The organism is Falsigemmobacter faecalis, assembly GCF_003863335.1.
Lineage (GTDB): Bacteria > Pseudomonadota > Alphaproteobacteria > Rhodobacterales > Rhodobacteraceae > Wagnerdoeblera > Wagnerdoeblera faecalis.
Genome location: NZ_RRAZ01000048.1, coordinates 1 through 16,551 on the forward strand (window position 1 = coordinate 1; position 16,551 = coordinate 16,551).

Here is a 16,551-nt window from a genome sequence, read left to right on the forward strand (position 1 = left end):
GGACTCTAATCGCAGATGGAGGAAAAATCCCGTGGCAGGTCAGTCCGGGGGACTGTTTTCCTGCCAGGCGGACAGGTGAAGCGGATGAACCGAACCATCAAAGAGGCAACGGTCAAGCGCTTCCACTATCAGGATCATCAGCCGCTCAGGGCGCACCTTGGCGACGACATGGCCGCTTACAACTACGCCCGCCGGCTGAAGACCCTGAATGGCCTCACGCCCTGGGAATACATCTGCAAAATCCGGGCTGCAGAGCCGGAAAGATTCATTCTCGATCCGATCCACCAGATGCCGGGATTGAACACCTAGTCTGCCCGGGTGATGACGCGCAGGAAATCTGCCTTCGGGTCCTGCGGACCAAGCGCTTTGTTCAGCGCAAAGATGCGGCCCCTGCCGTCGGTGGTGATGTGATTGGCGTAGCTGCCACCCTCAAGATGGGCCACAAGCCTGCCTTCCGCATCCACCGCCGACAGGCTGCCCGCCCCGCGCGAGGCAACCCAGGCCAGCGCGTTTTTCGCGTCCCAGGTCACGCTGAGCGCCCCGGCCCCCACCGTGACATCGTGCAGAATGTCGCCGCTTTCGCCGTCAAGGATCAGAAGATTGTCGCTGTCCTGCGCGGCCACAAAGATCCGCCCCGACGCCGGATCCGTCGCAACGCCGGTCGCATTGCGCGCAGCGGCAAGCGGCAGCACACGCTTGACCGCAAGCGTTTTCACATCAACCACCGCCAGCTCATTGCTGATCCGGCTGGTGACGTAAAGTTCGCCCCGCTGCGGATTGTGGGCGAGGTTCATGACGTAAAAATCCCCGCCGCGCGCAGCCGAACGGATGTCGATTTCGCCCGTTTTCTCAAAGGTTTCGCTGTTAAAAACATAGACCCTGCTGCTGGCAGAAGAGGACACGAAAGCCTGTCTGCTCTCCGGGTCAACCAGCACTTCGCGGGCATGATAGACCGAGCCAGGCGGCAGCTGACGGACCAGCGACAGGTCACTTTGCTTATAAACCGCGATGGTATTGTCGGGCGTATTGGTCACCCAGATATGGCCAAGGCTGTCGTCCGTCGCCACGCCGTAAACCCCGGCAGGCGCCAGCGCCATCCCTTTGCCGCCCTTCTTTTCCACCCTTTGCTCCTGCGGGAAATCTGCGGGCGTGATCCGCGCAAGCACTTCAAGCGTGTCGGGGTTCAGTTTGACCAGTTCTGAGCCCCCGGTGTAAAAATCGGCCCCTGCAACGTAGAGCGCCCCTTCCGCCGCGCTGAAGGCCGCCTGATAGAGCCCTTTTGTGACCTGCCGCTCGGTAACGGACCATTTGTCCACATTCAGATGCTCAAGCGGGCCAGAAACTTTCAGATCGATCAGCGCGGTCATGGAGGGCTCTTCCAAAAGCGCAACGATGGGGTGCAGCCCCCGCGCCGCGCTTTGCGGAACAGCCACCTCAACCGAAACAGCGCCTTTGTCATCAGCGACCAAAGGGGTCTCAAGCAGTCGCTGCGGCCCACGCTGAAGCCAGACCTTTTGTCCCGGCTGCAGCCCGCTGCCCGAGATCGTCGCTGCGCCGCCCGGATAGACAGGAAGACCCGGTGTTGCACTTTCAACGCGCCAGCGGCCTTTGAAGTCTTCCGGCTTTGGAAAGCTCACATCGGCCTGCGCCAGTGCAGGCGTCAGGCATGTCAGCACCAACAGGAGTGCGCGCAGCGGGGAGGGGGTCATCAGGGCTGTCCTTCTGAGATCATTTCCTGCGAAAGACTAAATCTTTGTATTTTTGTCAACTATTAGTGCGGGGCTGATGCGATGAATACCATCGCCGCAGTGTGATGGCGCTATTGCAAAAGCGCTCCGCTGGCCGGGTTAGCCCTTTCCAGGGCCGGAACCCGTGAAGCGTTTGATGACTGAGCCGTCGAACGCCACTTGTCTGAGAGAGACAGCGAAGGGCAACTGCCGCTTGACGCTCCGGATCGCCTGCGGCGGTACATTCGCCGAAGTCCTTGCGGCATTTCACTTTTGTCTCAACGCGATTACAGACCTGAGCTCCTGGCCAGAGCTTCAATGCGGCTCACCCAAGTCTGCGCCCGGCAGGTTCCCGCCGAGGGGGCAGCTCGTTCAGGTCCGCAGGAAAAGACGTGTCGCTGCCTCAGCAGGCGCCCCCTTCCTCCCGCAAAGCGGCCGTTCGTGATCGCAAGAATTGTTTGATCCTACCGGCCGACAGGGCAGGAGGCGGGATACCGGGTGACGCGAAGCGCTCATAGCGGGCAGTCGTAGCAGCGCTCTCAGCCCCATCCGTCCTAAATCAGCCTGTCCTGTTTCGGGAATGACCTCGCCGGAGCGCTTCATCTGCACCTGTCACCTGCAGAGGTCATCCCATTCCCGGCGCAGCAGCGCGTATTGCATGGTGTTCTCATAGATCGGCTGACCGGCATCATCATTCCGGAAGGATACGAAGTCGAGGAACAGCCCCTCCTGTCGCATTCCCAACCGCTCACAGAGCTTTTGCGAGGGCAGGTTGTGATCCTCAACAAAGGCATAGAGCCGGCGGATGCCTCTGACCCCGAACAGATCTGCGAACAGGGCATGGACGGCCTCGAACGCGTAGCCCTGTCGTGAAAATGCCGGATTGAAGTTCCATCCGACCGAGACGGTGTCCTCCTCGGGATGTGCGAACAGGTCCCCAATCAACTGGCCGCTGTTCCTGAGGCAAACGGCGATCTGGGTGTCATCCGCGCCGCGTCGGTCGGCCTCGGCCATGGCGGCCTCCATGTCGCGCAGGGTCAGCGAGAGAAAGCAGCTCGCGACCGGCGATTCCAGGTAAGCCAACAGCCCGCCCGCATCCTCGCCGCGGAAGTTTCGAAGAATGAGGCGGTCAGTTTCGATCGGTTTCATGGGGTGTGCTTTCGGTCCGGGGGCAGTGGTTCGTGGCATCGGCAATCCGGGGGTGCAGGGCAAGGACCATTCAGACCGCCGCTGCGCGGGGCAGCAGAGCGCCATGGCGAATGGCTGAAGGCCGCTCGACTGTCTGCTTTGGTGGGCTCAACGGTTGGCGGCAACACAGGCCTGCAACTGCTGCGCAGGTGTTTTGTCGCCAGGGGTTTTTCGGGGACGTTCATTGAGCTGTCTTGCCACCGCGCTGAGCTTTGCCTGACTGTCGCCAGATAAGTTTGTGCCCTTAGGAAAATAGTGGCGCAAGAGGTGGTTGGTGTTTTCCTTTGTGCCTCTCCGCGGCGCTGTTGCGTGCATCCGCTTTAGGTCAGACCTGCCCTGAGCCCGCGTGGCTTCTGCGACACGGGTGGTGGTCCGCGTGCCGATTGCCGTGAAGCAACTTAGGATCTCCGAACGGATCCGGACTTCTGCGAGCTGTCTGTCGAAGGCTTTGGCCATGAGGCGCTGGCCGAGCTGTTTGATGCAGTTCATCCTGGATTCCACCCGACTGCGGCGGTGATATCCGTTCCGTTTCCGCCAAAGGGCGCGACCGAGACCTTTGGGCCTGTGCAGAGCGTCATTGCCCCGTAACGGGCGTTCCTGCGGGGGCGGTATGACTGACGTGGCCCCTCTGGCGGCGATGGGGCGCGTGTGTCGCAGGCACCGTCAGCCATCCCGCAGGTGATATCTTCTTGAGGCGCGAGCTGGTTGCGCAGGTCAGGCAGGACCGGTGCATCACCGATGGCACTGGAGGTGGCCCCGACGGCCCGGATCTCCAATGTTTGCTCACCAACGGCGCCTTTGATCCTGCACCGCGGGCCATGTCCGCCATTGGTCCGGGGATCATGGCGGGCGTGGCGCCTGGAGCCGCCATGTTGCGGCGCTGCCACTCGCCTTCCCCCGCCACCCTGATCTCCCTTCGCCATTGGGCCCGGACCAAGGGCGCCTCAATGGCTCGGTGTCGCTCAGGAGATGCAGGCCTTCTTTGCCCTGATAGGGGATCGCCACCTTCAATGTGTTTCGGCGACGGCTCAGCGGGCTAAAGTCAGGTGCTGGCCAAGGTAGTCCAGGCAGCGTCAAGAGGCGCTCAATCAACCCTGTGGCCTGTCGCAAAAGCAGCCCGAACAACAGCTTCAGGGGCAGGCAGGCCTGAATGATGTTCGTCGGGCAAACCAATCGCAGGGTATTTGACCCCTGAACCGCCCCGAGTTTGCCGGCGGCTCCAACTCCTGAGCAGGACAGAGCATCATGAGCAAGACAACGAACAGCTTTTCCCCTGAAGTACGTGACCGCGCCCTGCGTCTGGTTCTCGACAACGAGGCGCAGCATGGGGCGCGTTGGCAGGCTATCGTCCCGATCGCGACCAGGATCGGCTGTTCGGCCAACACGACAATGGCGAGGGGTATTCAGTTTGCCGATCAGCCCCGCAATCGAAATACCGCCACCTTCCGGCAGATGCGTTTCGACATGATCTGCGAGGCCAACGGTATCGAACACCGGCTGACCCAGCCAAACCATCCCTGGAGTTTGGAGGATCAAAAAACAGTCCGGCGGACTGTTTTTCCGACAAGCGGACAGGTCGAACGGATGAACCGCACGATCAAGGATTCGACCGTCAAACGCTTCCACTACGAGCGCCACGATCAGCTGTGAACGCATCTGGCCGACTTCATGGCCGCCTACAACTTTGCCCGCCGACGAAAGACACTCAGCGGCCTCACGCCTTATGAACAGATCTGCAAAATATGGACTTCACAGCCGGACAGATCAGTCCCGACACCCATCCGCCAGATGTCGGGGCTGATCAAACTGACACGGGCTGTCGGCAGTCTGTAACGCCGCAGAATTTGGCAACCGCGACGGAATGCCATTCGGCCCGGGTCATTTCAGTTCAGGGTCACCAGAACAGATGGGGCTCATTGATGGATTTGGCGAGGAACGCTTCCCGACTGCTTTCCGGCGCCCAGCTCAGGACACGACGCGGTTTTTCGTTATCAAAGCGCGAGAGATGGCACCGCGACTTCCAGTCGGCCCGGGTGATCCCGGTGACATCTTTGTGCCGCAGCACATAGCGTTTCAGACCCTGCTTCAGCTGATCCGCAGCCCACAGCAGATTGGGGTCAGAGGTTGTCACGCGGATCCGCGCACCCAGACGGCGATGGATTTCATCGAAATAATCCCGCCCGGTCAGCATGGGGGGGCCGATCAGGTTGAAGGACTCGCCCTCGATGCCGGGCTGATCCATCATCGCGATCATCCCGTCCGAAACGTCATCGGCCAGCACGAAGGGCAGGGTGTTGCGCCCGCTTCCCCACAGGCGGACCGCGCCCGGGCCATGCCAGCGACCGATCCCCCAATGCTGCAGCGGGCCGCCATGGCCAAGCACGATGCCGGGGCGCGCGATCGTCACGCCGACCCCATCGGTGCTCTGCGCCTCCAGGAGCCGCCGCTCACATTCGGCCTTGGAGCGGGCATAGAGGTTGCGCTGCTCCATCTCGCCGAAAGGCGTGTCTTCGGTGAGGACACGGTTGGGATCCGACATGTCGTAAGAGGCAATGGTGCCGGTATAAATCATCCGCCTGACCCCGGCCTGCCGCGCCGCACGTGAGATCCGCAGCGCGGTCGCCACATCATTTTCCAGCGCCTCACTCCAGGTCCGATCATTGGAGCGGGCAAGATTGAACACATAATCCATCCCCTCCATAGCGCGGCGCAGCGCCTCTTCATCGCGCAGCGAGACCCGCGACAGCTCAATATGATCGGTCAGATCGTCAAAGGGACCGCTTTTGCCGCGCGACAACACCCGGACATCATGACCGCGATCGACCAGACGCCGCGTCAGATTGCGGCCAATGAAGCCGGTGCCGCCGATAACCATGATCTTTGGCGCGAGGGGGCGTGCGGCCTGCCTGGCCACGAAAGGCGCAGCGACCGGCTGAGGGGCAAGTGCAAGACTGCTCTCAATCGCCGCAATGACTTTGCGCGCCTGAGCGATCGAGAAGCGCCTGTCCGGGCTGCCGCGGCGCAGACCGTCATAAAAGGCTGCGATCGTATTGCGAAAACTCAGACCATAGGGGCTTTTTTGATTGAGCGAGCCGGCCTGACGGGCGGCATTCACCAAGGCCTCGCGCAGATGCGCGCCGGCCTTGCCCAATTCTTTGCGCAAGGGATTGAGCACCAGTTCAGCGGTATTGTCCCGGCTCATCACGAAGGTGTCGGCGGCATAATCCATCCGCGCTATCCCCGAAGATCCGCGCAGCGTGACCGAGCGGTCATCCACGGTTTCCACCAGCGACAGCGAGAGTGTAACAGCGACTTCCCCCGCGCGCGCCAGAATGCGCCAGCTCTGCGGCCGTTGCGCGCCCCCGGGCAGGGTGATCCATTGCCCAAGGCTGACATATTCGATCTCAAGCCCGTCAAAAAGATCCACCGCAAAAGAGAAGGGATGCGGCCCCAGCTCCAGCAGCAGGTTGCGCAGATCGTCGAGCAGCCAGATCCCATAGGGCCCCGAGCGCAGCGGCGGCAGGGGCAGCGACCAGTTGATCTGCACATCCGACACGACGCCCAGAAGCCCGTTATCGCGCGCTTCTTTCAGCCGCCGGAAAGAGGGAAGAGCCAGAAAATTGTGGCAAACGCCCAGCGTCAGCCCGGACTTCTCCGCAGCCTCTGCCATCTCATCGAGTTCCGCCACCGAGAGCGCGGCAGGCTTTTCCACCAGAACATGCAGCCCCGCTTCAAGGCAGCGCCGCGCCAGGGGGTGGTGCAGCGGCGGCGGCGTCAGGATGTGGACCGCATCGCAGACCCCGGCTGCGATCATCTCCTCAAGGTCGCTGAAGGGCTTGATCCCATAGGCGGCGGCAAAGCCCTGAGCTGCAGAAGAGGACTGATCGCAAACCGCCGCAAGCTCAAGGCCCGGGGTGGCACGAATGGCATCCGCGTGCCAGGTGGCGATATAGCCGGCACCCAGAATGCCGACGCGAAAATTCTTCATAGCAGCCTCTACTTATACTCAATGATTTTCATGTCGTCTCCGCTGAGGCGACGACGGTAATAGGTCAACATGCCAAAAAGATTTGGTATTTTTGAGAGTGTCAGCAAAGCGGCCTGCCTGATCGCCATGCCGCGCGTCAGATCGCGCCGCCGAAGGCCGGCAGCGGTCCGCAGCCAGGACAGCGCGTAAATCATCAGCACCGCCAGCGAGAGCCAGGGGAACAGCAGAAGTCCGGCGAGGAAAATCAGCGGCAAAACCAGCCCGTAACCCCAGACGCGCAGGCGCTCGCGCTGAAAATGCGGCGGATGCATCTGACCGACCTGGGCAAAGCCATGGCCGTCGCGCATGCTGCGCTTCCACCAGGGCCCGAAGCTTTTCATATCGGCATCATGCCAGGTCATCAGCACCGGCAGCCTTCTGAGCGCCCAGCCGGCTTTGCCGAGGCGCAGGCAGAAGTCGTCGTCCTCGGCGGCGATCACGCGGGGATTAAAGCCGCCGATCTCGCGAAAGGCTTTCGTGCGGACCATCATATCGCCGCCGCAGGTCGCAATTTCCCCGGCCGGCCGGTGCCAGTCCATCTGGAACATGGCATTATAGACCGAAGCCTCCGGATGGATTTCTGAGCGCCAGCCCGTCACCAGCCCGAGGCGCGCATCGCCGCTCAGCTCTGTCAGTCCGGCCTGAAGCCAGCCCGCCTCGACCCGGCAGTCGCCATCGACGAACTGCACAAATTCGGGGGGGCTGTTTTCCGACACAAGTCTCTCAAATCCGGCATTGCGCGCCCTTGCGGCCGTAAAGGGCCTTGCCTGATCCAGCTCGACCACATGGACCCCGAGGCTGCGCGCAAATTCCACGCTGTCATCCGAGGAGCCGCTGTCAACATAGACCACCAGATCGCAGACAGCGGTCAGTGACCGCAGACAGGCTTTCAGCCTGTCGCCTTCGTTGCGCCCGATTGCAACGGCCCCAAGGGAAGGTCTGTCCATATTTTTTCTCATTCCGAAACAGATCATCTGAAGGGTCGCCGGGCACCTGTACTGCTCTATAGCATGCCAAAGCTTTTACGGTAGCTTACAGGCCCCCGGCCACTAAGACACATCTTAATCGTCGTTCCAATGTGCCATCGACAGGGTCTTTGTGCTGTGGCCGCCCTTCGACGGCATTCCTGCGCCAGGAGGCGTCTGCGATGGTCCCTCCTGGAAAGCGGTCATCTCACAGCTTGCACTGAAATCGCGACTTCGGCAGCCGGGGAGACGGATGTTGCACTTTCCCTGTGACCATCCGGGTCGCGGGGCGCGGCGGCTGTCGGCCATGACGGCCTTTGTTCCGGACATATTCCGCCCGTTACGTGACTGTCCGGCCTGGCCCGGTCAGGCACCGGGTCCGGAGGCATGCGAAGGCACAAGCCTCCGATGTTGGCGCAAGGTCCCGCCAGACCGGACGCTGCGCGCCTCCCGGGTCGTTATGGCCCGGGAGGTCGAAGCGGAACAGGGCAGAGAGGCGCCTGGCGCAACGGTCTCAGGCAGGCTCAGCGGGACCGGGCTGCAACCAGGTGGCCCCGGGGGCGCGGTGTTGATCCGCGAACACCGGTCAGGCAGCACCATCAGCGCGCTGCAGGAGCAGGCCTGAGACAGGCCCCCCCCCCGCGCGTCAAAATTTGCAAAGCAGGTTCTGAGGCCAAATTCGGCGGGGTATGAATCACGCCGGGGAGCGGGTTTCCGACGGGATGGCCGACCCCTCCGGGCATTTTGCGGGAAAAGTCGGACAGAAGACGGCTTCCTGGTGCCGTTCCTCAGGCCGCCGCATCCGGGGTCGGCGGCCTGAGGAGCCCTGCTCAGATGGCCTGAGCAGGCTGGATCAGCATGGCTTTCATGATATCGTCCATATTGACCACGCCGCGCGGCTGGCCGCGACGGCCCAGCACGGTGACGGCGCTTTCGGGGCTCGACAGCAGCCGCAGCGCGCTTTCCTCCAGCGTCAGTGCCCCGGGCAGTTCCAGCTGTGGCCAGTCCCCGGCGCGGGGCTTCGGGCGCAGGATGCTGCGCAGGCGCAGCACGCGACCGCGGTTCACCTCTTTGACGAAAGCGCGCACATAGTCATTGGCGGGGGCCTGGACGATCTCTTCGCCGCTGCCCTGCTGGGAAATTTCCCCCGCGCGCAGGATGACGATCTTATCCCCCAGCCGCAGCGCCTCATCGAGGTCATGGGTGATGAAGACGATTGTCTTGCTGACCTCTTTCTGGATGTCGAGAAGCACCGACTGCATATCCATCCGGATCAGCGGATCAAGCGCCGAGAAGGCCTCATCCATCAGCAGGATCGGCGCATCCATGGTCAGCGCCCGCGCCAGACCGACGCGCTGCTGCATCCCGCCCGAAAGTTGCGAGGGGTAGCGGTCCTCATAGCCCTTCAGCCCGACCCGCTCGATCCAATGCGCGGCGCGCGCGCGGCTGGACTGACGGTCTATGCCCTGAATATCAAGGCCATAGACCGTGTTCTCCATGACCGTGCGGTGCGGCAGCAGGCCGAATTTCTGAAACACCATCGCCGTTTTGCGGCGGCGGAAATCCCGCAGCTGCGTCTCTGACAGAGCGGCCACGTCCTCGCCGTCGATCAGAACTTCCCCCGCCGTGGGCTGGATCAGCCCGTTCACATGGCGCAGAAGCGTCGATTTGCCAGAGCCCGACAACCCCATGATCACCGAGATCCGACCGGCGGGCAGATCGGTGGTGATATCGCGCAGCCCCAGGGTATGGGCGTGGCGGCGGTTCAGCTCGGTCTTGGTCATGCCGGCTTTTACGGCCTCAACATGACGGGCGGCCTCGGGGCCGAAGATCTTGTAAAGGCTGCGGATCGAGATGCCGGTGACGGTATCATCCTCGTCCGGCACCACAGTTGCGGCAGTCAGATCGGTGTCGGAAAGCTCTTCACTCATCCACAGTCTCCCTATGACGCTGCAATCTTTTGCCATAGGCCTGAGACGCGCGGTCAAAGGCGATGGCAATGGCCACCAGGGCAAAGCCGTTCATGAAGCCCACGGTGAAAAACTGATTGTTAATGGCCTGCAGCACATTCTTGCCAAGCCCGCCAACGCCGACCATCGAGGCCACAACCACCATCGACAGCGACATCATGATGGTCTGGTTCACACCCGTCATCAGGGTTGGCAGCGCCAGCGGCAGCTGCACATTCCACAGTTTCTGGCGCGGAGAAGAGCCAAAAGCATCTGCCGCCTCAATGGCCTCGCGGTCAACCTGACGGATGCCAAGGCTGGCCAGACGCACCATGGGGGGCGTGGCATAGATCACCACGGCGATCATACCGGGCACCTTGCCGATGCCAAAAATCACCACCACCGGGATCAGATAAACAAAGCTCGGCAGCGTCTGCATGACATCCAGCACCGGCGAGATCACCCGCTGCGCCCGATCCGAGCGCGCCATCCAGATCCCGATCGGCAGACCAATGCTCACGGCCGCCAGGGTGCAGACGGTCACCATCGACAGGGTGATCATCGTATCGGTCCAAAGCCCGACCCAGCCGATCGCCAGAAGCGCGACCAGCGTGCCCAGCGTGATCCGCCACGAGCGGCTTGCCGCACCCGCCGCCGCCACCAGGACCGCCAGGGTGATGATCCAGGGCGTGTTGACAAACAGGCTCTCCAGCCCGTTCAGCGCCACCTGCAGCGGCGCGGTTGCGGCATCGATCACCGGAGAAAGTTCGCGCACCAGATCGCGGAAACCGCCATCAATGCTGCGCCGGATCTGGCGCAGGGTGCTGCTGCTGAGTTCGGGGGCTGCGCAGAGAAACTCGGGCAGACCCCAGCAGGAAGAGGCCATGGGCACTCCTGTTTTTTGACTTCAGAATATAAGCGCGCGGTCCGTGCCACCCGGGGTGGCACGGAGAGAGCCGCGACGCTGTCGCAGATCAGAGCGCTTTTTCGACTTTCGCGGTGATCTCAGGGGTCAGCCAGGCTTTCCAGAGGTCAGGATGCTGTTCCATGAAATGGTAAGCCGCGTCCTCATTGGTGGCCTGATTGGTGTCCATCCAGGCGAGAACCTCGTTCAGTACATCATTGCCCCAGGAGCGCGTCTGCAGATACCCCATGACCACGCCATTGCTTTCGGAAAAGCGTTTCGTGACCACAGTGAAAACTTCCGCGACCGGATAAGCGTTGGGCTTGGGGTCCGGGCAGTCGGCAACCGCGGTGCAGGCATCAAAATGCGCGCGGTCAAGCTCTGCGCCCATATCAAGGCGGACCATCTCATATTTACCCAGCACCGGGGTTGGCGCCCAGTAATAGCCAAGCCAGCCACGTTCGCGCTGCACCGCCCCCGCGATGGAGCCGTCGAGGCCCGCCGCCGAGCCGCTGTCGACCAGATCAAAGCCTTTTGAGCCCGCATCATAGGCGCGGAACAGGTTCTCGGTCGAAATCTGACAGTTCCAGCCGGCGGGGCAGTTCATCACCGCGCCCCGATCAGGCCGCTCGGGCGCCGGAAAGAGGTCCGGACGGGCAAGTGCCGCTTCAACCGTGGTGATTTCAGGATTGGCGTCGACGATATATTTCGGAACCCACCAGCCCTCAATGCCACCGTCACTCAGAATCTGAGAAGCGACGATCAGGCGGCCTTCTTCGGTGGCGGCGTTCAGCGGGTCTTTAACGGCATTGACCCAAAGCTCAGGGGCGATATCAGGCTCGCCCTTTTCATTCATCGAAGTAAAGGTCGGCATGGTATCGCCGGTGATCAGATCCACCCGGCAGCCATAACCCTCTTCGAGGATGATTTTATCGACCCAGGCGGCGAATCCCGCCGAGGCCCAGTTCATTTCTGCAATCGAGACGCGACCACAGGTATCGCTCTCCTGCGCATGGGCAGAGGTAAGGGTGAGGGGTGAAAACAGCGCACCTGCAACCAGTGCGATGAGAGAAATCTCAGACAACTTCGTCATGACATTACTGTCCTTCGTCGTTGTGCAGCGTAAAAAGGAGACCCGCCTCAGGCGCTGCCCCTGTGACGACCCGCTGGATTAAATGGCCCGAATGAACTGCGAAAAACGCAAAGGGCCGGGTGCCGAAAGAACGGCACAGAGCGCAAAGATGGGGGAGACCAGACTCCCGCGGCGCATAACCTCATCACAAGGTGATCAGAGCATAACCACAATGTCGTGAAACACAACAGTTAAGGGAATTTTTCTGGTAAGATATTGTTATATATAAATAATTATGGGTCGTGAGCGAGAGTTTCAGGCTTGAATTTACCTCCCCCCGCGGCGGCTCAGCCCCCAGGCTTTGCCGGGCGCAAACCCTTGTCACGCCGCAGGTTTCGACCGCGCGCAGCTGTGCAAAACGCAAAGAGATCAGGGGGGCAGCGGTGTCTGTCGAAAAGGCGGGTGGCTCCCAAAGCGATCCCGGTCGGAGCGTCGCGGCCGATCTGCGGGCAGACGAGGGCCTGAAGCGGCGAAGATCACCCGCGAATGCCGCAGGTCCAGGGGCTTGCAATGGCGCAAAAATATCCCCATTCAGGTGGATGTGACATCAGAAACCGATCCCCACCGCCCGACCCTGGCAGCCCTTGGCTGGTCGCCGTTTTTTGCCGCGCAGATCGCGCCCGATGAGGCGCATCTGCAGCCTTTGCGTATCTCAAATGTGCACCGCTCGCGCATGTCGGCGCAATCGGCCGATGAGACGCTGCGCCTGGTGCTGCCGCCGCAGACCAGCACCGCGGATTATGCGGTTGGCGACTGGGTGCTGGCCGAGCCGGAGACCGCTTTGCTGGTCCGCAGGCTGGACCGCAGCAGCCTTTTGCAGCGCCGCACCGAAGGGGCCCGCGCGCAGCAGCTGATCGCCGCCAATGTCGACACCCTCTTTATCGCCACGTCGTGCAATGACGATCTGAACCCTGCACGGATTGAGCGCTATCTCGCGCTGGCCAATGAGGCGGGCACCCGTCCGGTGATCGTTCTGACCAAGGTCGATAAGGTCGATGACCCGGCCTTCTGGCGCGATCAGGTCACCGGATTGCAGCGCGGACTTGAGGTGGTCAGCCTTGACGCCACGTCCGAGAGCGCAAAGGCCATCCTGGCCCCCTGGTGCGGGGCAGGACAGACCGTGGCGCTGGTCGGCTCCTCGGGGGTTGGAAAATCATCGCTCCTCAACACCCTGACCGATAAAACCGGGGAAGAGGCGCAGCTGACCGGATCGATCCGCGAAGACGATGCCAAGGGGCGCCACACCACCACCTCGCGCTCTCTGCACGCCATTTCGGGCGGCGGGACGGTGATTGACACCCCCGGCATTCGCACCCTGCATGTCAGCGATCTCTCGATCGGGCTGGAGGTCCTTTTTGCCGAGATCACAGAGCTGGCGCCGGAATGCCGCTTTCGCGACTGCACCCATGCCCATGAGCCGGGCTGCGCCGTGCAGGCTGCCGTCAAAGCCGGATCGCTTGATCCCGCGCGGCTGGAGCGCTGGCGCAAGCTCTCGGAGGAAAATATCTCCAATACCCCGGTGATGACCGGCCCGCGCGGCAACCGTAAAGTCAAACCGGCAGGCAACCGGCGCTGAGCCCCGGGGCCATCGGCACAGAATAAACAGCGCCGCCCTTTTGCGGGCGGCGCTGTTCTGAGGTCAGCCCTTTTGCGCCTGATAGCGCGCTGTCGCCTCTTCCACCGCTTTCACATGGGTCGCCGCAAGCTGCGGACGGCGCGCGGCGGCGCGGTCGTTCGCATCCATCATCGGCTGGTAGTGGCCCTGGAAATGCGGGAAGACATCACGGGCGATGATCTCATAACTGCGCCGCGTTGCCTCCTGGTTGGCCCAGTTATGCGCCATCATCAGATAGCAGCCAAAACCGCCGTTCGACTGCTTCCAAAGCCGGTCGATCTGATCGCGCACCATATCCGCCGTGCCAATCGCCCCGATCCCGGAGGTATTGACGAATTCCACCATCTCGCGGACGTTATTGCCCGGCAGCGCCATCTGCGGGAAAGCGGCCACGTTCTGGAAGTATTTGAAATGATGCTCGATGCCGTATTCGACGTCTTTCACCGCCTGCTCATAAGTCTCGGCCACATGGCACATGCCCACCAGGCGCCAGCCGCGCCGGTCCATGGATTTGCCGTGTTTCGCGGCGGTCTCTTCGGCGATGTTCCAGTTATAGGCCAGCGCGTCAAAGCCGTCGCGCATGGTGGCCCCGATCGACAGAAGGCCCGCGCCATGGGTGCCCGCAAGCGTCGCCCCTGAGGGAGAGGCCACCGCCGCCGCCACCACTTCCAGATGGGGCTTGGTGTAGGGCTGCAGATGCAGCCGTGCCTCGCGCAGGTCCCAGCGTTCGTTTTTGAAGGTGACGGTTTCCCCCTGCAAAAGCTGCATGATGATCTTCAGCGCCACTTCCTGCAGCGGACGCCCTTCGCGCGGATCAAGCCCCACCATCGAGGCATCGGTGGGCAAAGCCCCCGGCCCGACGCCCAGAATGGCGCGCCCGCGTGTGAGGTGATCCAGAAACACCATCCGCTCCGCCACCCAGAGCGGGTTGTGATAGGGCAGGCTGACCACCCCGGTGCCAAGGCGGATATATTTCGTGTTCTGCGCCGCCGCCGCGATGAACAGCTCCGGGCTGGGGATAATCTCCGATCCCGCCGAATGATGCTCTCCGAACCAGGCCTCATCATAGCCGCAGCGATCCAGCCAGGTGATCAGATCAAGGTCATTTTGCAGCGCCAGCGTCGGGTTCACACCCGGCTTGTGAAACGGCGCCATAAAGATGCCGAAGCGAAGTCTGTCAATCATAGTTACCCTCCCGTGCGGCTCCTCTCCGCAGCTTCAGGCTGAAGGCAGGGCGGGGTTGTGGCAAGACAATTTTATGGCCTGAAAGACCCTCCCGCGCGTTCGATCGTGCCGCGAAGACAGGGCTGCTGCAGCTCCGGGTCTGCGGTCCGCCGAAAATCGTCTTGGACGGGCTCACTTTTCTCACGCCTGAAGATCACCGGGGGGGCGACGCGGCGGGCAAAGAAGATGTCCTGTTCACGATCAGAAGCGTCCTGCGGTCACGCGCAAAGCTTTCGGCCAGCTCTGGATCACTCGCTGCGCAAGACCGCCGACGGCATGGCAAGGGCAGGCCCAACCGCCGATCTCTGCCGATCTCTGCCGGAAACCAGCTCGGGCATGGCGCCGAATTTCCGGCTCAGCCCCCCGCTCCGGAAGCTGACGTGCGGCCGGACCCGCCGCAGCTTTCGCGCGCCTTTTTACCAGGCTGGGGCCGGAATGAGGATGCGTCCCGTGTCTGGAGACCATCAGATGGCGGGTTGTGAGATCGCAGGAGATGGCGAAGGGCCTGGGGCCTGTCAGACGGGTTTTGTTGCACAGGTCTCTTTGGATTCAGTCTCTTGCCTGATGCTGCGGCGCTGTTGGCATGAGCTGTCCTTCCAGGTCCCGCGACAGGACCAGCCACTGAAGCAACGAGGTTCCCTGGCCCTGTGTGTTTGATCCATGGTCTGATGGTACGGTCCTTTCGATAGCTTGGAAGAAAGCCCTTGGGGTCAAATTCGTCATGGCAGCACCACGACCACGCAGGCCTTCCGCACTGCGATACTGAGTACTTGCCGCCATCGGCTCAACGCCAGGTTTGAGGGCCCGCAGAACTGAGCCTGGAGCTCGGGAGTGAGGAGGATCAGAAAACGATCCGGGGTTCGTTTGCCCGAAGATTGGCTCTATCTCTTTGTTAGAATTGACAGAACAACCACATTTCCTGTGATGACAACCTGTCGATAAGGCCGGCCGCAGAGCCGCGTGGGACTTGCTGGAACACCTCCTGAAAGCCATTCCCTGACCGACTGCGCCATTGAGGCGCCATGGGTTGGGCCCAATGGCGCAGGGGATCAGGATGGAGGGGAGCAGCGAATGGCAGCGCCGCACACATGGCGGCTCCAAACGCCACGCTCGCCATGGCCCCTGACCAGTGGCGGACCAGGTCTGCGCGGCGCAGGATCCACATCGCGGTTGCGGACAAACGCTGGAGATCCGTGCCGTCGGGGTCACCTCCAGTGCCATCGGTGATGCACCGGTCCTGTCTGATCTGCGCAACCAGATCGCTTCTCAAGTGATGATCGCCTGCGTGACCTCTGACCGGACTTACGACACACGCACCTGTCCCGATGCCATCGCCGCCAGAGGTGCAATAGCGCGCAGGAACGCCCGTTTGTGAGGCCTGACAACTGTGTTCCTCTCCGGTTGCAGCACTCCATTTCTGCCTTGATTTGAGGATGGCATTCGCACTCGCCACGAGCCGCCTGGCGATTGCAATGAGCACGACATATGGGGCTTTCCCTTATCGCGAAGACGCTGTGCTGCGGTCTTCAGAGTTGGATTGTGCAGGGAAGCCGCGCGCGCTGCCTGAAGCAGCGCCTGCCGTAAGTCCCTTCGCCCGCCAGCAATCCTACGGCGTCCTCTCAGGGCGCCGCTGTCCTGGGCGATGGTGCCAGGCCTGCCATGGCAGCTGCCTGTCCAGCTGTCATGGAGCCGGGTTCGTGGATGTTATCAGAGGCGCAGATCAGCCTTCGGATCCTGCTCTCGATATCACGGATCAGGGCTTCGATTGCCACAATTGTCCGTCGTCGAATGATTTGGAACAGCCGCGCTGATTTTGTAGC

General features: G+C 61.9%; 11 protein-coding genes and 5 pseudogenes. 5 read left to right on the plus strand and 11 right to left on the minus strand.

Annotated elements, in window-relative coordinates; translation table 11 throughout:
• Positions 1-69 precede the first annotated feature (69 nt).
• Positions 70-309 (plus strand): annotated as a pseudogene (locus EG244_RS18795) (IS481 family transposase); the annotation flags it as partial.
• Here the strand turns inward: EG244_RS18795 and EG244_RS18800 are convergent.
• The 4 genes and pseudogenes from EG244_RS18800 to EG244_RS21580 form a co-directional block, all read right to left on the minus strand.
• Positions 306-1,709 carry a YncE family protein gene (locus EG244_RS18800; RefSeq protein WP_124966702.1) on the minus strand — a complete coding sequence of 468 codons (1,404 nt, stop codon included), beginning with the start codon at positions 1,707-1,709 and terminating at the stop codon, positions 306-308. The pseudogene EG244_RS18795 and the gene EG244_RS18800 sit on opposite strands and share 4 nt — an antisense overlap.
• 630 nt (positions 1,710-2,339) lie before the next feature.
• Positions 2,340-2,876 carry a GNAT family N-acetyltransferase gene (locus tag EG244_RS18805; protein WP_124966703.1) on the minus strand — a complete coding sequence of 179 codons (537 nt, stop codon included), beginning with the start codon at positions 2,874-2,876 and terminating at the stop codon, positions 2,340-2,342.
• Between the two features lie 147 nt (positions 2,877-3,023).
• Positions 3,024-3,212, minus strand: a pseudogene (locus EG244_RS21145) (IS30 family transposase); the annotation flags it as partial.
• Between the two features lie 543 nt (positions 3,213-3,755).
• Positions 3,756-4,088 carry a transposase gene (locus EG244_RS21580; RefSeq protein WP_158617365.1) on the minus strand — a complete coding sequence of 111 codons (333 nt, stop codon included), beginning with the start codon at positions 4,086-4,088 and terminating at the stop codon, positions 3,756-3,758.
• A 72-nt stretch (positions 4,089-4,160) separates the two neighbouring features.
• Between EG244_RS21580 and EG244_RS21585 the strand changes: the two are divergent.
• Positions 4,161-4,301: pseudogene (locus EG244_RS21585) on the plus strand (IS3 family transposase); the annotation flags it as partial.
• Positions 4,302-4,313: 12 nt separating this feature from the next.
• Positions 4,314-4,748 (plus strand): annotated as a pseudogene (locus EG244_RS21590) (integrase core domain-containing protein); the annotation flags it as partial.
• 61 nt (positions 4,749-4,809) lie between these two features.
• On the opposite strand, the gene EG244_RS18825 reads toward EG244_RS21590, so the two are convergent.
• The 5 genes from EG244_RS18825 to EG244_RS18845 all read right to left on the minus strand — a co-directional run bounded on the left by EG244_RS18825 (position 4,810) and on the right by EG244_RS18845 (position 11,853).
• Positions 4,810-6,903 (minus strand): NAD-dependent epimerase/dehydratase family protein, encoded by a 2,094-nt coding sequence (locus EG244_RS18825; protein WP_124966705.1) that lies wholly within the window; start codon positions 6,901-6,903, stop codon positions 4,810-4,812.
• A gap of 8 nt (positions 6,904-6,911) precedes the next feature.
• On the minus strand, positions 6,912-7,889 hold the full coding sequence (locus EG244_RS18830) for a glycosyltransferase (RefSeq protein WP_124966706.1): 978 nt from the start codon (positions 7,887-7,889) through the stop codon (positions 6,912-6,914).
• Between the two features lie 848 nt (positions 7,890-8,737).
• Complete coding sequence (locus EG244_RS18835; RefSeq protein WP_199738033.1) at positions 8,738-9,838, minus strand: quaternary amine ABC transporter ATP-binding protein; 1,101 nt, start codon at positions 9,836-9,838, stop codon at positions 8,738-8,740.
• Entirely contained in the window at positions 9,831-10,742 is a 912-nt protein-coding gene (locus EG244_RS18840) for an ABC transporter permease (protein ID WP_124966707.1), read from the minus strand. The genes EG244_RS18835 and EG244_RS18840 overlap by 8 nt, the downstream gene beginning before the upstream one ends.
• An 88-nt stretch (positions 10,743-10,830) precedes the next feature.
• On the minus strand, positions 10,831-11,853 hold the full coding sequence (locus EG244_RS18845) for an ABC transporter substrate-binding protein (RefSeq protein ID WP_124966708.1): 1,023 nt from the start codon (positions 11,851-11,853) through the stop codon (positions 10,831-10,833).
• Between the two features lie 544 nt (positions 11,854-12,397).
• On the opposite strand from EG244_RS18845, the gene rsgA reads away from it, so the two are divergent.
• Positions 12,398-13,468 (plus strand): ribosome small subunit-dependent GTPase A, encoded by a 1,071-nt coding sequence (rsgA, locus tag EG244_RS18850; RefSeq protein ID WP_233589074.1) that lies wholly within the window; start codon positions 12,398-12,400, stop codon positions 13,466-13,468.
• A 63-nt stretch (positions 13,469-13,531) separates the two neighbouring features.
• Here the strand turns inward: rsgA and EG244_RS18855 are convergent, their stop codons facing one another.
• Positions 13,532-14,692, minus strand: a complete 1,161-nt coding sequence (locus tag EG244_RS18855) for an LLM class flavin-dependent oxidoreductase (protein WP_124966709.1) — start codon at positions 14,690-14,692, stop codon at positions 13,532-13,534.
• Between the two features lie 1,216 nt (positions 14,693-15,908).
• Here EG244_RS18855 and EG244_RS21660 point away from each other — a divergent pair.
• Positions 15,909-16,103, plus strand: a pseudogene (locus tag EG244_RS21660) (IS5/IS1182 family transposase); the annotation flags it as partial.
• A 247-nt stretch (positions 16,104-16,350) separates the two neighbouring features.
• Here EG244_RS21660 and EG244_RS21155 read toward each other — a convergent pair.
• Positions 16,351-16,551: hypothetical protein (locus EG244_RS21155; RefSeq protein WP_233589075.1), on the minus strand; the 201-nt coding region annotated here is incomplete at its 5' end.

What these genes read in the sequence shown, in the direction of transcription:
- EG244_RS18855 (WP_124966709.1), bottom strand. Translation starts at nt 14,692, where the DNA reads ATGATTGACAGACTTCGCTTCGGCATCTTTATGGCGCCGTTTCACAAG.
- EG244_RS18845 (WP_124966708.1), bottom strand. Translation starts at nt 11,853, where the DNA reads ATGACGAAGTTGTCTGAGATTTCTCTCATCGCACTGGTTGCAGGTGCG.
- EG244_RS18825 (WP_124966705.1), bottom strand. Translation starts at nt 6,903, where the DNA reads ATGAAGAATTTTCGCGTCGGCATTCTGGGTGCCGGCTATATCGCCACC.
- EG244_RS18840 (WP_124966707.1), bottom strand. Translation starts at nt 10,742, where the DNA reads ATGGCCTCTTCCTGCTGGGGTCTGCCCGAGTTTCTCTGCGCAGCCCCC.
- EG244_RS18805 (WP_124966703.1), bottom strand. Translation starts at nt 2,876, where the DNA reads ATGAAACCGATCGAAACTGACCGCCTCATTCTTCGAAACTTCCGCGGC.
- EG244_RS18830 (WP_124966706.1), bottom strand. Translation starts at nt 7,889, where the DNA reads ATGGACAGACCTTCCCTTGGGGCCGTTGCAATCGGGCGCAACGAAGGC.
- EG244_RS18800 (WP_124966702.1), bottom strand. Translation starts at nt 1,709, where the DNA reads ATGACCCCCTCCCCGCTGCGCGCACTCCTGTTGGTGCTGACATGCCTG.
- EG244_RS18835 (WP_199738033.1), bottom strand. Translation starts at nt 9,838, where the DNA reads ATGAGTGAAGAGCTTTCCGACACCGATCTGACTGCCGCAACTGTGGTG.